This window comes from Lacicoccus kunmingensis DSM 17847 (assembly GCF_059568765.1).
This window is the reverse complement of the sequence record NZ_JCANUC010000016.1, coordinates 1-16,141: the sequence shown is the minus strand read 5'-3', so window position 1 is coordinate 16,141 and position 16,141 is coordinate 1. Positions and strand designations below refer to the sequence as shown.

Sequence of the window (16,141 nt, the reverse complement as noted above, 5' to 3'; positions counted from 1 at the left end):
ATGGTAGTTGGAGATTTTCCTATTGAAACAGATACAATTGTAGTTGGTGCAGGTCCTGGTGGGTATGTTGCGGCAATCCGTGCAGCTCAGACAGGTCAGAAAGTGACAATCGTAGAAAAAGAAGCATGGGGTGGCGTGTGTCTGAACGTCGGATGTATTCCGTCCAAAGCAGTCATCTCATCATCACACCGTTACCAGGAAGCACTTAATTCTGAGGAAATGGGTGTTAAAACTGAAGGTGTCAGCCTTGATTTCTCTAAAGTACAATCATTCAAAGAGAGCGTTGTTGACAAATTAGTCGGCGGTGTCGAAGGTCTTCTTAAAGGAAACAAAGTAGACATGGTCAAAGGTGAAGCTTACTTCGTCGATAACAACACGATGAAAGTGATGGATGAAAAGCAGTCACAGACTTACAAATTCAAAAACGCAATCATCGCAACAGGTTCACGCCCGATTGAAATCCCAGGATTCAAATTCGGCAAGCGTATCCTTGACTCCACTGGTGCACTTGCACTTGAAGAGAAGCCTGAAAAACTGATCGTTATCGGCGGTGGTTATATCGGTACTGAGCTTGGTACTGCGTACGCTAACTTCGGTACTGAAGTGACGATTCTTGAAGGCCAGAAAGATATTCTTGGCGGATTCGAAAAGCGCATGACTTCACTGGTTAAACGTAACCTTAAGAAAAAAGACGCGACAATCGTTACAAAAGCGATGGCTAAATCAGCTGAGGAAACTGAAAACGGTGTGAAAGTCACGTATGAAGCAAAAGGTGAAACACACGAAGTTGAAGCGGACTACGTACTTGTTACAGTCGGCCGTAAACCGAACACTGAAGAAATCGGTCTGGAAGAGCTCGGCATCAAAAAAGATGACCGCGGCCTGATCGAAGTGGACAAGCAGTCCAGAACTTCAATCGACAACATTTTCGCAATCGGCGATATTGTTCACGGACTTCCACTTGCTCATAAAGCAAGCTACGAAGGTAAAATTGCTGCAGAAGCAATCGCTGGTGAAAAATCAGAAGTTGATTACATCGGTATGCCAGCAGTATGTTTCACAGAGCCTGAACTGGCAACTGTCGGATTCAACGAAACAGATGCTAAAGAAGAAGGCTACGAAGTTGTTACAGGACAGTTCCCGTTCGGTGCTAACGGACGTGCGCTCGGTCTGAACAAAACTGACGGGTTCGTTAAAGTCGTTGCTCGTAAAGAAGACGGGCTTGTACTTGGCGCTCAAATCGCAGGTGACGGTGCTTCAGACATCATTGCTGAACTCGGACTTGCTGTTGAGACGGGCATCACTTTAGAAGATATTGCCCTGACAATCCATGCGCACCCTACTTTAGGTGAAATCCCTATGGAAGCGGCTGAAGTTGCATTAGGCCGTCCAGTCCACTCTATGTAATATAATATCTAAGGCGTCTTTATGACGCCTTTTATTTTTGAATTATATATGTGTGAGGTGAATAAAAGTGAACGAGGGATTCAGCTATCCACTGGATGAAGACTGGTCGACTGAAGAGATAGTCGCGGTCGTCGAATTTTTTGAAGCGGTTGAAACCGGTTATGAGGAAGGCATCCCGGGCGGAGCGCTTAAAGGACACTACAAAAACTTTAAGCAGGTCGTACCGACGAAAAGTGAAGAGAAAACATTGTTTAAAGAGTTTAAGGAAAGAAGCGGTTTTGAACCTTTCACTTTGACTAGACAATTGAAAGACTCGGGAGATGGAGACATCTTAAAACCATGATTACTTGCGGGATTCAGCTCCTGCATTTTTAAATTAAGATATATAATAATGATTATTGTGATTAATATTATATGAATCAGGGTAATATTTAAAAGAGGACACACAAAAAAGACATAATTACAGGAGGTCCCTATGGCTAGACGAGAATACACTCAGACTATACGGCCGGTCCGCCGGATCGCAGAAAAAATATTTGGCTGGCTGGCATGGCTTGGATTACTTTTAACTGCTGGTTACTTATTATTTATTTCATTTGTACAACTTAATGATCAAGATATTAGGAACCAAATTGAAGCAATTAATCAGCAAACTGGTCAAGATATGAATCTTGACCAGGCAGCAATAGATGAAATGTCAAATATAATGATGAGCGTTTTAGAGTTCTTTTGGGTTATCCCATTATATCTATTGCTCCCCTTAATTTTAGGTCTCTTTGGATTATTGACAATGAAGAGACGCATCTTATCAGGATTCCTGATGCTGCTTGCAGGTATACTGTCAGCACCATTGGTAATTGGTGTCATCACTGGTCTGATTCCTTTATTCTTCATCATCTCGGCAATACTGCTATTTGTCAGAAAAGATGAAGTAATCATGGATCCGGTTGACCCGATGGACCGTGGCGGAGTAAGAGACCGCGAGGATGATCCGAATGCTGGACCTGTCGGACGTGAGCGTGACTTGGATCGCGAGAACGACTTTGAGCGCAGACAACAGCTTGAGCGCGACCGTGAATTCGAAAGAGAGCGCGGCGTCGGTGTCACAGCACCGCTCGATGATGATGTACGCACCGACCGTGATTACAGAGATGACGGCCGCCGTGATGCACATCGCGACGATGATATTGAAGCGACACGAAAGTTCAGCAAGATTGATGAAAATGACTACAGAGATTCCGACAGACGTGATAACTATGTGGATGGCAACATTGATTCATCTGATGCGGTTGAACCTGTTACAGATGAAGAGTACAACCGTACACACGGCATGGAAGTCGAAAATGAACGCCATTCCGGTTCATCACGAGAGCGTGGAAGAAGACGCGACAGAGACAAGGCACCTAACTTTGACGCACGAGAAGAAGTCGACCGTGAAGGTAAGAGCTATGGCTACGAAAGTGACGCGACATCAGAACGCCGTCAGAACGTAGACCGTCGCAACAATGATGATCTATAAAATATTAATTTGAAACCCACACAAATGTGTGGGCTTTTTTGTTGGATTTGTGCGGGGGAGGGGGTGTGCTGCAGGCACTCGTGGATGTGGCGAGTACCTGCAAAATGTGGTTAACGAATGCCCGTGCACCTCACGAACATGCGATGAAAGCTAACACTGCCTCAGCATCATCCAACTCCAGATTGACTCCCGACTAAACTCAATCAAATCAGCCTTCAGTGCAAAAAGTTACAATTTTTTCAAAGTATATTTGTAATCGTTACCAATGTGATGATGTCGGCATCGAACCATGATATACAATTAATTGAAACGTGACAAGATTCTAAAAATTAAAAAATAAAGCTATTGACCCGCGTGTAAATCTGATAATATAAGTTCTATTAAATAAAATTACATAGATTGGGGTCTTGTTTATGAATGCTTTAATTCGTTTCAGCCAGTTTGTGGGTAGCACATTCGCAGTTTGGGCATTGCTCTTTGCTGTTCTGGCATTTGTATTTCCATCCGGATTCAGTTGGATTGCGCCTTATATTTCGATCCTTCTCGGAATCATTATGTTTGGAATGGGGCTGACTTTGAAACTCAGCGATTTCAAAGAGGTTGTTAAGGCTCCGAAAGCTGTTCTGTTTACAGTGGCTGCACAGTATATCGTCATGCCGCTCATTTCGGTATTGCTTGTATGGGTGTTCCAATTACCGGCAGAAATCGCGATTGGTGTAATTCTGGTCGGGTGTACACCGGGCGGTACTTCATCCAACGTTATGACGTTCCTTGCAAAAGGTAACGTGGCGGTTTCCATCGCGGCTACTTCGATTGCAACACTCCTTGCGCCGGTCATTACGCCGATGCTTACTTTATTACTGGCAAGCGCACTGCTTCCTGTATCATTTATCGATATGTTCATTTCAATCGTTCAGATTGTATTGATTCCGGTAGTTGCAGGGGTAGTCGTCAACTATCTGCTCGGTGGTGAAAGAGTGGAAAAAGTGGTTGGCGTTTTACCATTGGTGTCAGTTGTTGGTATAATCAGTGTAATCGCAGCTGTCGTTTCCACGAATGTTCAAAATATCATCGAGACGGGGCTGTTGATCTTTGCAGTGGTGATTCTTCATAACCTGCTGGGTTACGGTGTCGGATTCCTGATCGGCAGACTGCTCAATTTCAAAGTTCAGGATCAGAAGGCGATATCAATCGAAGTCGGAATGCAGAACTCAGGGCTCGCTGCGACGCTTGCGACCGCGCATTTCTCACCGATTGCAGCTGTGCCCGGGGCGATATTCTCGGTATGGCACAATATTTCAGGCTCGCTTGTGGCGAACTGGATGAGTAAGATAAAGAATGACGGCGATAATGATGTGAAAGAGACGGAAGAAGAGACAGGTCAGACGGAAAAAATAATCACTTAAAAGGCGGGAGAATTTATGGCAGAGAAAAAAGATCTTAGAATTAACAGTAAAGTGTACTCAGAAAGTAACGTCAAGGCACCAAACCGTGCGATGCTCCGTGCGGTCGGTTTTACTGATGAAAAGTTTCAGATGCCGCAGATCGGTGTTGCAAGTAACTGGGCGGAGACGACGCCATGTAACATTCACCTGAACGACCTTGCGCAGTTTGCGAAAGAAGGTGTGAGCAAGGCGGGCGGTGTGCCGATCCAGTTCAACACGATCACAGTTGCTGACGGTATCGCAATGGGTACTCAGGGCATGCGTTTTTCACTGCCTTCAAGAGATATCATCGCAGATTCCATCGAAACGATGGTCGGCGGACAGAACCTGGATGCACTCGTTGCGATCGGGGGCTGTGATAAAAACATGCCGGGCTGTGCGATTGCAATGGCGAACTTGAACGTCCCTGCTGTATTCGTATACGGCGGTACGATTTCACCGGGCAGACATAAGGGCGAAGATATCGACCTTGTCAGTGTGTTCGAAGGTGTCGGCAAATGGAATAATGGCGAAATCGATGATGAAGAATTAAAAGGCATCGAATGTAACGGTTGTCCGGGCCCTGGCGGCTGCGGCGGTATGTACACGGCGAACTCTATGGCTGCAGCGCTTGAAGCGATGGGCATGAGTCTTCCGGGATCTGCATCCAACCCTGCAGTGTCGAAAGATAAAGAGCAGGATGTATATGAAGCGGGGCAGGCTGTATTGAATCTGCTTGAAAAAGATATCTATCCGAAAGATATCCTTACTAAAGAAGCGTTTGAAAATGCGATTACCGTTGTCTACGCGCTTGGCGGTTCGACGAACGCGATTCTTCACCTGCTGGCCATTGCGCACGCAGCTGAAGTGGAACTGACCATCGACGACTTCAACGTGATGCAGGAAAAAGTACCGCACCTGGCTGACCTCAAGCCGAGCGGAAAGTATGTATTCCAGGATCTTTACAACGTCGGCGGTGTGCAGGGTGTCATGAAGTATCTTTATGAGAACGGTCTGATCCATGGCGGGTGTCTGACAGTTACAGGCAAGACGATTGCTGAAAACCTTGAAGAGGTTGAGCATCTGATAGAAGGACAGGATGTTGTCATGCCGCTTGACAATCCTAAACGTGTTGACGGTCCATTAATCGTCCTTAAAGGCAACCTTGCACCGCTTGGTGCAGTCGCAAAAGTGTCCGGTGTGAAAGTCCGCCGCCATGAAGGGACTGCGAAAGTGTTCGATACCGAGCAGGAAGCGATTGATGCAGTCCTTGAAAACGAAATCGTCAAAGGCGACGTCGTCATCGTACGCTACGTCGGACCGAAAGGCGGACCAGGCATGCCTGAGATGCTGTCACTGTCCAGCCTGATTTCAGGTAAAGGGCTGGGTGAAGATGTTGCCCTCCTTACAGACGGCAGATTCTCCGGTGGTACACGCGGACTTGTCGTCGGCCATATCGCACCTGAAGCACAAGAAGGCGGACCGGTGGCGCTCGTTCAGACGGGTGACACGGTAACGATCGACCAGGACACTAAAGAAATCACTATGCATGTGTCCAACGAAGAGATGAAGGCACGTGCAGATAAACTCAATCTGCCGCCTCTTTATAAGAAAGGTGTACTCGGAAAATATGCGCACATCGTATCCAACTCATCACTCGGCGCAGTGACCGACTTCTTTAACAGGGATGACCTGTATCAAAAGTAATGAAAATAAAAACCCGGACGATAATTGAATCGTTCGGGATTTTTTATGTCTATATTCGTTATCTGGGCAATACAATACCATAAAATACGAAAAATCTTAAAAAAACTTAAAAAAACCGAACAATGCATTATGAAAGGATTGTAATCGTTTTCAATAACTAAAAATTTAGATAATTTAAAAATATTTGATAAAAAGAGTTGATTTCTCTGCCGAAACGCTGTAATATAACTCTCAACATCATATTACAGAAATATCAGACGAATTCAGAACTGAATATTCTCTAAAAAGCTTTGAAGGGAATTTAAAGTTACCAATGTTGATTTAAAGAGAATGGGGCACGGCTGAAAACCCAGATCAATGTTAACTTTATGCTCATCCCTGAGCGTTGTGCTGAAAGGTATTTACTTATTAGGCACAGCCGGGTGGTAGCCACTCGTTAAGTAAACGGACTACATGGAGTAAGTCATAAATTAAATGGAATGACCGCCATAAATTAACTCCTTATTAACATTTACCTCTTCTTACACATGTAGTCCATAAGGTTGCTGCCGTGAGGCAGTGACAAACTTGGGTGGTACCGTGAGCAAATGAACTCTTTTCTCCCCATTGTTACTTTGTAGCAGTGTGAGAAAAGAGTTTTTTTATTAAAATATTATGTGATTGAATGAGGAGGTTTTTCAATGAAGACAGAATTAGCAATAAAAGAAGCGCAGTTGAACAGTAGAATTGAAGAAGATTTTATAACGGGTGCGGATGTCTTAATTGAAGCATTAGTTAATCAAAATGTTGATACAGTTTTTGGCTATCCTGGAGGTGCTGTGTTACCGATTTATGATGCACTCCATAAGAGCGATGCATCATTCAATCATATTTTATGCAGACACGAACAAGGTTTGATACACGCAGCTGAAGGATATGCAAGAACAACCGGCAAAGCCGGCGTCGTCATTGCAACAAGCGGTCCGGGTGCAACAAACTTAATCACCGGTATTACGGATGCAATGATGGACTCATTGCCGGTCGTATGTTTCACCGGTCAGGTGTCATCAGCAGTCATCGGTACAGACGCTTTCCAGGAGGCGGATGTGATAGGTCTGACAACTCCTATTACGAAATATAACTACCAGGTATCAGATATAAAAGATCTACCAAGAATAGTAAGAGAAGCATTCCACATCGCAACGACAGGCAGACCGGGTCCGGTAGTCGTTGATATACCGAAGAACATTGCACAGGAAGTCGTTACAGAAACTTTCGATACAGACTTCCATCTTCCGGGATATCAGCCGACAGTCAATCCGAATCCATTGCAGATCAAACGCGTGATGAATGCATTGAAAACAGCAAAAAGACCAGTAATCTTAGCCGGAGCGGGCATACAGTTCGCTGGGGGCAGTGAAGAATTAAGAGCGTTCGCTGAAAAGCACAAAGTTCCGGTAACGACAACGCTTCTGGGTCTTGGGACTTTCCCGGGCACTCATGAACAGTCACTCGGCATGGCTGGCATGCACGGTTCATATGCAGCGAACATGGCAATATACGAATCAGATTTCCTGATCAACATCGGTGCGCGTTTCGACGACAGGCTGACAGGGGCGATCAAACACTTTGCACCTGATGCGAAAGTCGCTCACATCGATATCGATCCGGCAGAAATAGGCAAGAACATCGAAACACACATCCCGGTAGTCGGCGATGCAAAAGAAGCATTGAAGCGCATGATGAATTCACCGGTTGAATGTGACGACCACAGCGAATGGTACCAGAAAGTGATGGACAACAAAGCAGATTCACCATTCTGGTATGAACGCAGTGATGATTTAATTTCACCACAGTGGCTGATCGAACAGATATATGAAGAAACCAACGGTGAAGCGATTGTTACAACAGACGTGGGACAGCATCAGATGTGGGCAGCCCAGTTCTATAAGCTGGACCAGCCAAACCGCTTCGTCACAAGCGGCGGCCTTGGCACAATGGGCTTCGGCCTGCCGGCGGCACTTGGCGCCCAGCTTGGTGACAGGGATGCCACTGTCGTTGCAATCGTCGGAGACGGCGGTTTCCAGATGACAATGCAGGAAATGCAGACATTGAAGCATTACAACCTGCCTGTCAAAGTGGTTATCGTGAACAACGAGGCCCTCGGCATGGTCAGACAGTGGCAGGAAGAGTTTTATGAAGAGCGTTATTCAGAATCACTTCTGGATCAGAACCCTGACTTCGTAAAACTGGCTGAAGCGTTCGGTGCTGAAGCTTTCCAGGTGAAAGAAGAAAGCAAAGTAAGAGAAACTTTGAAAAGTGCATTTGAACATGACGGTCCGGCACTGATCGATGCAAGAATCGTCAAATTGGACCTTGTATTTCCAATGGTTGCACCAGGTAAAGGAAATCACGAAATGATAGGGGTGAAACCATGCGAAGAATAATTACAGCAACAGTGCAAAACTCCAGCGGGGTTTTGAACCGTGTGACAGGACTCCTGTCACGCCGCGGTTTCAACATTGAAAGTATCACTGTCGGGGAGACGGAGATTGAAGGAATTTCGAAAATCACATTTGTTGTGGACGTTGAGGAAGCACAGAAGATTGAACAGCTGACAAAACAGCTCCACAAACAGATTGATGTCCTGAAAGTGAATGACATCACCGACACGAACAAAGTGGCGCGTGAACTGTGCCTGATCAAAGTGGTTGCCACACCTCAGAGCCGTTCGGAAATCAACGGCATCGTGGAACCGTTCAGAGCACGCATTCTTGATATTTCGAAAGATTCGTTAATTGTTGAAGTTACCGGCAAACCGGATAAGATTGAAGCAATTATAGATTTACTGACACCATACGGCATCAAAGAGCTTTCGCGCACAGGCATTACAGCCTTCACAAGAGGCAAGCAGCAAAAACAAGTTTCAGACTATCAAACATTAATAGTATAAATTCTTAAGGAATGAAAGGGAGAAAATTATTATGACAAAAGTATTTTATGACAAAGATCTTGACCAAGCAGTATTAAGCGGGAAAAAAATTGCCATCATTGGTTATGGTTCGCAGGGACACGCTCACGCACAAAACTTAAGAGATTCAGGTAACGAAGTTGTTATCGGCTTAAGAGAAGGTAAATCTTTTGATAAGGCAAAAGAGGACGGCTTTGAAGTTAAAGCTGTAAGTGAAGCGGTTAAAGATGCGGATGTCACAATGGTTTTACTTCCGGACGAACATCAGCCAAAAGTATACAACGAAAGCATCAAAGATAACTTGAAGCCGAACAGTGCTCTCGCTTTCGCACACGGATTCAACGTACATTTCACTCAGATTGTACCGAGAGAAGATGTGGATGTATTTTTAGTTGCACCGAAAGGACCGGGGCACCTGGTGCGTCGTACGTTTGAAGAAGAAGCGGGCGTTCCGGCATTATACGGTGTATACCAGGATGTTACAGGTCAGGCGACTAAGATCGCCATGGCATATGCAGGCGGCGTCGGTGCCGGCCGGGCAGGTATCCTTGAAACAACTTTCCAGGAAGAGACTGAAACGGATCTGTTCGGTGAGCAGGCAGTATTATGCGGCGGTATGACTTCACTCGTTAAAGCAGGTTTTGAAACATTGACGGATGCAGGATACCAGCCGGAAGTTGCATACTTCGAGTGTCTGCATGAATTGAAATTAATCGTTGATTTAATGTATGAAGGCGGACTTGAAAACATGCGCTACTCAATTTCCGATACAGCTCAGTGGGGCGACTTCGTCAGCGGGCCTAGAGTTGTCAACGATGAGACTAAAGAGCGTATGCAGGATATCCTAAGAGAAATCCAGGACGGTTCTTTCGCAAAAGACTGGGTACTTGAAAACCAGGCAGGACGTCCTAGATACAACGCAATCAATAATCAGGAATACAACCACCCGATCACTCAGGTTGGTAAAGACCTTCGCGAATTAATGCCGTTTGTTGGAGAAGCTGTGAATAAATAATGAAAGGATGATTGGCAATGGCTGATATTCAAATTTTTGATACTACACTGAGAGACGGTGAGCAGTCACCGGGAGTCAATCTAAATAAAAGTGAGAAACTGGAAATCGCTAAGCAGCTTGAACGCTTAGGTGTAGATATTATAGAGGCAGGTTTCCCTGCAGCATCCGATGGGGATTTCGAAGCGGTAAAGCTCATTGCAGACACTGTCAAAGATTCTTCAGTGACTGCGCTTGCCCGGACGCATCATAAAGATATCGACCGTGCATATGAAGCATTGAAAAACACTGCAAAACCGAGGATCCACATTTTCCTCGCAACGTCTCCGATTCATATGGAATATAAATTGAAGATGACGGAAGACGAAGTGTTGGCCAAATCCGTTGAAATGGTGACATATGCAAAGACGATGTTCCCTGAAGTTGAATTTTCAGCTGAAGATGCGACACGTACGGATATCGATTTCCTGACGAAGCTCATTGAAAAGGTTATCGATGCTGGTGCGACAGTCATCAACTTACCGGACACTGTAGGATTCACAACACCTCAGGAATACGGCCAGATGTTCAAAACGATCGCAGAAAACGTCCCGAACATCGATAAAGTCAATCTTTCATGTCATTGCCACGACGATCTCGGCATGGCAGTTGCCAACTCCATCGCTGCTGTTGAAAACGGTGCGACTCAAGTCGAGTGCGCCGTCAACGGCATCGGCGAACGGGCGGGGAATGCGGCGCTTGAAGAAATTGCCGTGGCACTTGAAATCCGCAAGGACTTCTACCCGTACGAAACATCACTTGTCCTAAAAGAAATCAAACGGACAAGCGATATCGTGAGCAAGCTGTCAGGCATGTACATCCAGGCGAACAAGGCAGTCATCGGACGCAACGCCTACGCACACGAATCAGGCATTCATCAGGACGGCGTACTTAAAAACGCTGAGACTTATGAAATCATCACCCCTGAACTTGTCGGCGTATCCGAGAATACTTTATTCCTTGGAAAACATTCCGGGCGCCATGCATTCAAAGATAAAGTGGCAGAGTTCAAACTTGAACTTTCAGAAGATGAAATCACCACCGCATTCAAGAAATTCAAACTTCTTACTGATCAGAAGAAAGAAGTCACAGAAGATGATATATATACGATATTAATGGAAATAAAAACCGAGGACGCAGATATTCCTATGTATAGGATGGAGAACTTCCAGGTGAATTACGGTCCGGAAAACGGCACGGAAAGTGAAGTATCACTCAGAACGCCTGCAGGAGAAACCATCTCAAATACGACAGTCGGTAACGGCAGCGTCGATGCGCTTTACGGTACGATCAAGAGTCTGATCGATATGGAACTGAACCTCATCGACTATCAGTTGAACTCAGTCGGCCGCGGTAAAGATGCACTCGCAGAAGCACACGTACAGCTGAAAGTGGACGGGCAGGTCATGAACGGCCGCGGTACAGCCCAGGACGTGATCGAAGCTTCAGCCAATGCATACATCAACGCAGTGAACCGTTATCTGATCAAGAATACACAGGAAAAATCGATTTCCATCAGCAGCTGACGAAAAGGAGCCCATAGAAATGAAAAAACATATACTGACACTTCCGGGCGACGGCGTCGGGCCAGAAGTCATGGCAGGTGCCAAAGAAGTTTTAAAAAAGATCGCAGAAAAATACAATCATGAATTCACTTTTGAAGAAGGTCTCATCGGCGGCGCTGCGTGTGATGCGAATGGCACGCCGCTCGATGATAAGACTTTGGACCGGGCAAAAAATGCCGATGCGATTCTGCTCGGTGCGGTCGGCGGACCGGCATGGGACAATGTTGATAAAGCATTAAGGCCCGAGCAGGGACTGCTTAAGATCCGTAAGGCACTTGAGCTGTTTTCCAACCTCCGTCCGATAAAAGTCTTCGACAAGCTGATCCCTGCTTCCCCGTTAAAGGAAGCGATCGTCGGCGGTACGGATATTTTATTCGTACGTGAACTGACGGGCGGTCTTTATTTTGGAAAGCCGAGTGAACGGAGAGACGGGGGCAATTCAGTCGTCGATACACTCCAGTACACGCGGGAAGAGATTGAACGCATTGTCGAGTACGGTTTTCAGGCTGCGACACTGCGCGGCAACAAGCTGACTTCAGTGGATAAGGCGAATGTTTTGGAATCCAGCCGCATGTGGCGTGAAATTGTGGATGAGAAAAGCGCCGACTATCCCGATGTTGAAGTCGAGCATGCGCTTGTCGATTCGACAGCGATGAAACTGATTACGAACCCGAACCATTTTGACGTGGTTGTCACAGAAAATCTTTTCGGAGATATTTTGAGTGACGAGGCGTCGGTAATTACAGGATCGATTGGACTCCTGCCCTCGGCGAGTTTAAACAGTACTGGTTTTGGATTATATGAACCGGTTCACGGATCAGCGCCGGACATTGCCGGTGAAAATAAAGTGAATCCGCTCGCGATGATTCTGTCGGCAGCGATGATGTTGAAATATACATTCCATCTGTCCGAGGAATCGGAAGCAATCGAGAACAGTGTGGATGCCGCATTGAAGTCGGGCTATCATACGATGGACCTGAATATCGAGGGCGGAAAAACTGTCACGACTGAAGAGATGGTTGAAGTTGTTTTAGGCAATATTAAATAAAATGGATAAGTGAGTTGATATGAGGAATGGCTGAGAAAAAGACTATTATTGAGAAAATCTGGGAAGACCATGTTGTTCATAGAGATGAGGGACAGCCGGATTTAATATACATTGATCAACATTTAGTTCACGAAGTCACTTCTCCTCAAGCATTTGAAGGGTTGCGGCTTGCCGGACGAGAAGTTCGCCGGCCGGACTTAACTTTCGCAACTATGGACCACAACGTCCCGACTAAGAACCGTGAAAATGTAAAAGATGAAATTTCGGCTAAACAGATGGATGCACTGAAGAAAAACTGTGCAGACTTCGGTGTGAAGCTTGCAGATATGTTCCACCCCGACCAGGGGATTGTCCACATCATCGGCCCACAGCTCGGACTGACGCAGCCCGGCAAGACGATCGTCTGCGGAGACAGTCATACATCTACGCACGGTGCTTTCGGTGCACTGGCGTTCGGTATCGGTACGAGTGAAGTCGAGCATGTCCTTGCGACGCAGACCTTATACGGCGACCGGCCGAAAACGATGAATGTCAAAGTGAACGGACCACTCGGTGCAGGCGTTACCGCAAAAGACCTGATTCTTGCGATCATCGCAAAGTTCGGTGTCAAGTTTGGTGCAGGCTACGTTGTAGAGTATACAGGTGAAGCGGTCCGCGATCTGTCAATGGAAGGCCGTATGACGGTATGTAACATGTCCATTGAAGGCGGCGCGAGAGCCGGGCTTATTTCTCCGGACCAGAAAACGGTCGATTTCCTGACAGGACGCCGTTACGTTCCGAAGGAAGAAGAGGAATTCAAGGCATTGAGTGAAAAATGGCTGGCATATGCAACCGATGAAGGTGCAACTTATGATGAGACCATTGAAATTGATGCGACTGAAATCGAACCTCAGGTTTCATGGGGGACGAACCCGGGAATGGTCGTACCAATCAGCGGTGCGACACCATCCGTTGAAGGCGTGGACAACAAAGATGAAATTACACGTGCACTGACTTATATGGATCTGACAGAGAACCAGCCGATCACATCGATCGAAATCGACCATGTGTTCATCGGTTCCTGTACGAACTCGAGAGTTCCGGATCTCGAGAGTGCAGCGAATATCATCAAAGGCAGGAAAGTGAAAGACGGCATCAAGGCGATTGTCGTTCCCGGCTCCTTTTTAGTGAAGTCGGAAGCGGAAGAACTTGGTCTGGATAAGATCTTCAAAGATGCAGGATTTGAATGGCGCGACGCAGGATGCAGTGCATGCCTGGGTATGAACGATGACATCATACCGGCCGGCGGCCGCTGTGCATCAACGTCAAACCGTAACTTTGAAGGCCGCCAGGGGAACGGCGCAAGAACGCATCTGGTCAGCCCTGAAATGGCTGCAGCAGCTGCAATCGAAGGCCGTTTCGTAGACGTCCGCAGTTACACGCCGGAAGAGAAAATTTCTTAAGAGGAGGATATTACATGGAAGCAGTAGAGCAACATACAGGTAAGGTATATCCTCTGAACAGAGATAATGTGGATACCGACCAAATCATTCCAAAGCAATTTTTAAAGCGTATCGAAAGAACAGGTTTCGGAGAGTTTTTATTTTATAACTGGCGCTTCGATGATGAAGGCAGCCTGAGACAGGATTTTGACCTGGACAATGAAAAATATGAAGGTGCATCTGTCATGGTGGCAGGCGAGAACTTCGGCTGCGGCTCATCAAGGGAACACGCACCGTGGTCCTTACTGGACTACGGTTTCAAAGTGATCATCGCACCGAGTTTTGCAGACATCTTCTACAGTAATGCTTTTAAAAACGGCATTATCGTCATTGAAGCAGACAAGGACAAAGTCGATGAATGGCAGGACAAAGCACAAAGTGGAGACTTCCAACTGTCAGTTGATCTGGTGGAACAAACAGTGACTGCTGACGGTGAAGTATATAAATTTGACATCCCGTCATACCATAAGGAAAAACTTATCAATGGCTGGGATGACATATCATTAACATTGCAGTTGGAAGATAAAATTAATCAATATGAGGAGCGTGGTCGCATGGGGATTTCTTAACCAGTGGATTAGTCCAGAATGCCTGGGAGGTACTCGGACAGAAAATCCACAATACGCCTTTAGTCACATCGAATACTACGAACTTACGTACAAACAGAGAAGTTTATTTGAAGATGGAGAATCAACAGAAGACGGGCGCATTCAAATTCAGAGGCGCAAGCTACAAGTTGATGAAATTATCTGCTGAGGAGTTATCCAAAGGAGTGTTGACCGCATCTGCCGGCAATCACGCCCAGGGCGTGGCACTTGCTGCGTCCCAGCTCGGTGCACAGGCGACAATCTTCATGTCGGAAGCAACACCGACGAACAAGGTTGAAGCGACACGGGGCTACGGCGCGGAAGTAATTCTGGTGGGAGAGAGCTTTCAGGAAGCATATGAAGCATCTCTTGAATACCAGCAGGAAACAGGTGCGACTTATATACACCCGTTTGATGACTACGATATTATGGCAGGTCAGGGAACGATTGCAGTTGAAATGTTATCACAACAACCAGATCTTGATACATTGATTGTTCCTATTGGTGGAGGCGGCTTGATCAGCGGAATTGCCGTCGCTGCGAAAAGCATAAATCCTGACATCCGCGTGATTGGTGTGCAAACTGACAGAGCACCATCAATGTTTAACGCTTATCATCAAGGACTAGTGGAACGACTACAAAATGTATCAACGATCGCAGAAGGGATTGCAGTCAAAGAACCAGGTCAGTTGACATTGCCTATAATCAATAAGTATGTAGACGATGTAATTTGCGTATCGGAACCAGAAATCGCTGATGCGATGATCTACCTTTTAGAAAGAAGCAAAACATTAGTTGAAGGCGCAGGTGCAGCGGCACTTGCTTGCCTGCTCAGCCACCATGACGATATCGATTCCGATAAAACCGGAGTGGTCGTCAGCGGCGGCAATATCGACATCTCGAAAATGCCCGACATCCAGAGCCTGGCATCAGAACTCCGCAAAGAAGCGGGTTTGGCTGAAAAAGCTTTTGATGCACGCTCAGGTTCAAGAGTGAGAGATGGCGAAAGAGAGCGGGAAAAATCAGGAGTATTAAGATGAAAGTCATAGAGTATTGAGGCTCTACGTCAAATCAGGTTGATGGGCATTGAGATCCTTGAGTCTAGCTCGCTTTATGCGAGCTAGACTCTTTTTTTATTTGTGGTCGGTATAACCGGGTCATTAATAATATACGATCTCTGAAATGCGCAAAGTTACGATAGCCAAAAGCCACGCGTTTTAATGTTTTGATACTGTTATTGATGCCTTCCAGCGGGCCATTTGTGAGTGTTGGATAGGCCAGTGTGTTCTGGATATACGGACTGTACTTTTTAAACGTACGCAACACCCTGCGCATCCCCGAGGACAGTGGGTGTTCCGATGATGTGTGAATCAAGTGATTAAATCGCTCCATATTGCCGGTT

Annotated in this window: 14 protein-coding genes; 13 read left to right on the top strand and 1 reads right to left on the bottom strand. The window is 46.2% G+C overall.

The features are described from left to right. The 13 genes from lpdA (at nt 1) to ilvA (ending at nt 15,779) form a co-directional block, all read left to right on the top strand. Nucleotides 1–1,407: a dihydrolipoyl dehydrogenase gene (gene lpdA, locus BO48_RS13045; RefSeq protein ID WP_496367982.1), complete on the top strand. Its 1,407-nt coding sequence runs from the start codon at nt 1–3 to the stop codon at nt 1,405–1,407. Nucleotides 1,408–1,474: 67 nt separating this feature from the next. After that, nucleotides 1,475–1,750: a UPF0223 family protein gene (locus BO48_RS13040; RefSeq protein ID WP_496367980.1), complete on the top strand. Its 276-nt coding sequence runs from the start codon at nt 1,475–1,477 to the stop codon at nt 1,748–1,750. A gap of 132 nt (nt 1,751–1,882) precedes the next feature. Then, on the top strand, nt 1,883–2,926 hold the full coding sequence (locus BO48_RS13035) for a DUF4064 domain-containing protein (protein ID WP_496367978.1): 1,044 nt from the start codon (nt 1,883–1,885) through the stop codon (nt 2,924–2,926). A gap of 413 nt (nt 2,927–3,339) precedes the next feature. Beyond that, nucleotides 3,340–4,332 (top strand): bile acid:sodium symporter family protein, encoded by a 993-nt coding sequence (locus tag BO48_RS13030; protein ID WP_496367976.1) that lies wholly within the window; start codon nt 3,340–3,342, stop codon nt 4,330–4,332. Between the two features lie 15 nt (nt 4,333–4,347). Next, nucleotides 4,348–6,057: a dihydroxy-acid dehydratase gene (gene ilvD / locus BO48_RS13025; protein WP_496367974.1), complete on the top strand. Its 1,710-nt coding sequence runs from the start codon at nt 4,348–4,350 to the stop codon at nt 6,055–6,057. A gap of 680 nt (nt 6,058–6,737) precedes the next feature. Next, nucleotides 6,738–8,483 carry a biosynthetic-type acetolactate synthase large subunit gene (gene ilvB / locus BO48_RS13020; protein WP_496367972.1) on the top strand — a complete coding sequence of 582 codons (1,746 nt, stop codon included), beginning with the start codon at nt 6,738–6,740 and terminating at the stop codon, nt 8,481–8,483. Then, on the top strand, nt 8,471–8,989 hold the full coding sequence (ilvN, locus tag BO48_RS13015; RefSeq protein WP_496367970.1) for an acetolactate synthase small subunit: 519 nt from the start codon (nt 8,471–8,473) through the stop codon (nt 8,987–8,989). Before ilvB ends, ilvN begins: the two co-directional genes overlap by 13 nt. Nucleotides 8,990–9,020: 31 nt before the next feature. Continuing rightward, on the top strand, nt 9,021–10,022 hold the full coding sequence (gene ilvC / locus BO48_RS13010) for a ketol-acid reductoisomerase (RefSeq protein WP_496367968.1): 1,002 nt from the start codon (nt 9,021–9,023) through the stop codon (nt 10,020–10,022). Between the two features lie 17 nt (nt 10,023–10,039). Beyond that, nucleotides 10,040–11,584 carry a 2-isopropylmalate synthase gene (locus BO48_RS13005; RefSeq protein WP_496367966.1) on the top strand — a complete coding sequence of 515 codons (1,545 nt, stop codon included), beginning with the start codon at nt 10,040–10,042 and terminating at the stop codon, nt 11,582–11,584. Between the two features lie 19 nt (nt 11,585–11,603). Beyond that, nucleotides 11,604–12,671, top strand: coding sequence for a 3-isopropylmalate dehydrogenase (gene leuB, locus BO48_RS13000; RefSeq protein ID WP_496367964.1), 1,068 nt, complete (start codon nt 11,604–11,606; stop codon nt 12,669–12,671). Nucleotides 12,672–12,697: 26 nt separating this feature from the next. After that, nucleotides 12,698–14,113: a 3-isopropylmalate dehydratase large subunit gene (leuC, locus tag BO48_RS12995; RefSeq protein WP_496367962.1), complete on the top strand. Its 1,416-nt coding sequence runs from the start codon at nt 12,698–12,700 to the stop codon at nt 14,111–14,113. Nucleotides 14,114–14,127: 14 nt separating this feature from the next. Next, nucleotides 14,128–14,721 (top strand): 3-isopropylmalate dehydratase small subunit, encoded by a 594-nt coding sequence (leuD, locus tag BO48_RS12990; RefSeq protein WP_496367960.1) that lies wholly within the window; start codon nt 14,128–14,130, stop codon nt 14,719–14,721. 44 nt (nt 14,722–14,765) lie between these two features. Continuing rightward, entirely contained in the window at nt 14,766–15,779 is a 1,014-nt protein-coding gene (gene ilvA / locus BO48_RS12985; RefSeq protein WP_496368080.1) for a threonine ammonia-lyase, read from the top strand. A gap of 61 nt (nt 15,780–15,840) precedes the next feature. On the opposite strand, the gene BO48_RS12980 is transcribed toward ilvA, so the two are convergent. Beyond that, on the bottom strand, nt 15,841–16,141 hold a 301-nt coding region (locus BO48_RS12980), incomplete at its 5' end, for a transposase (RefSeq protein ID WP_496367374.1).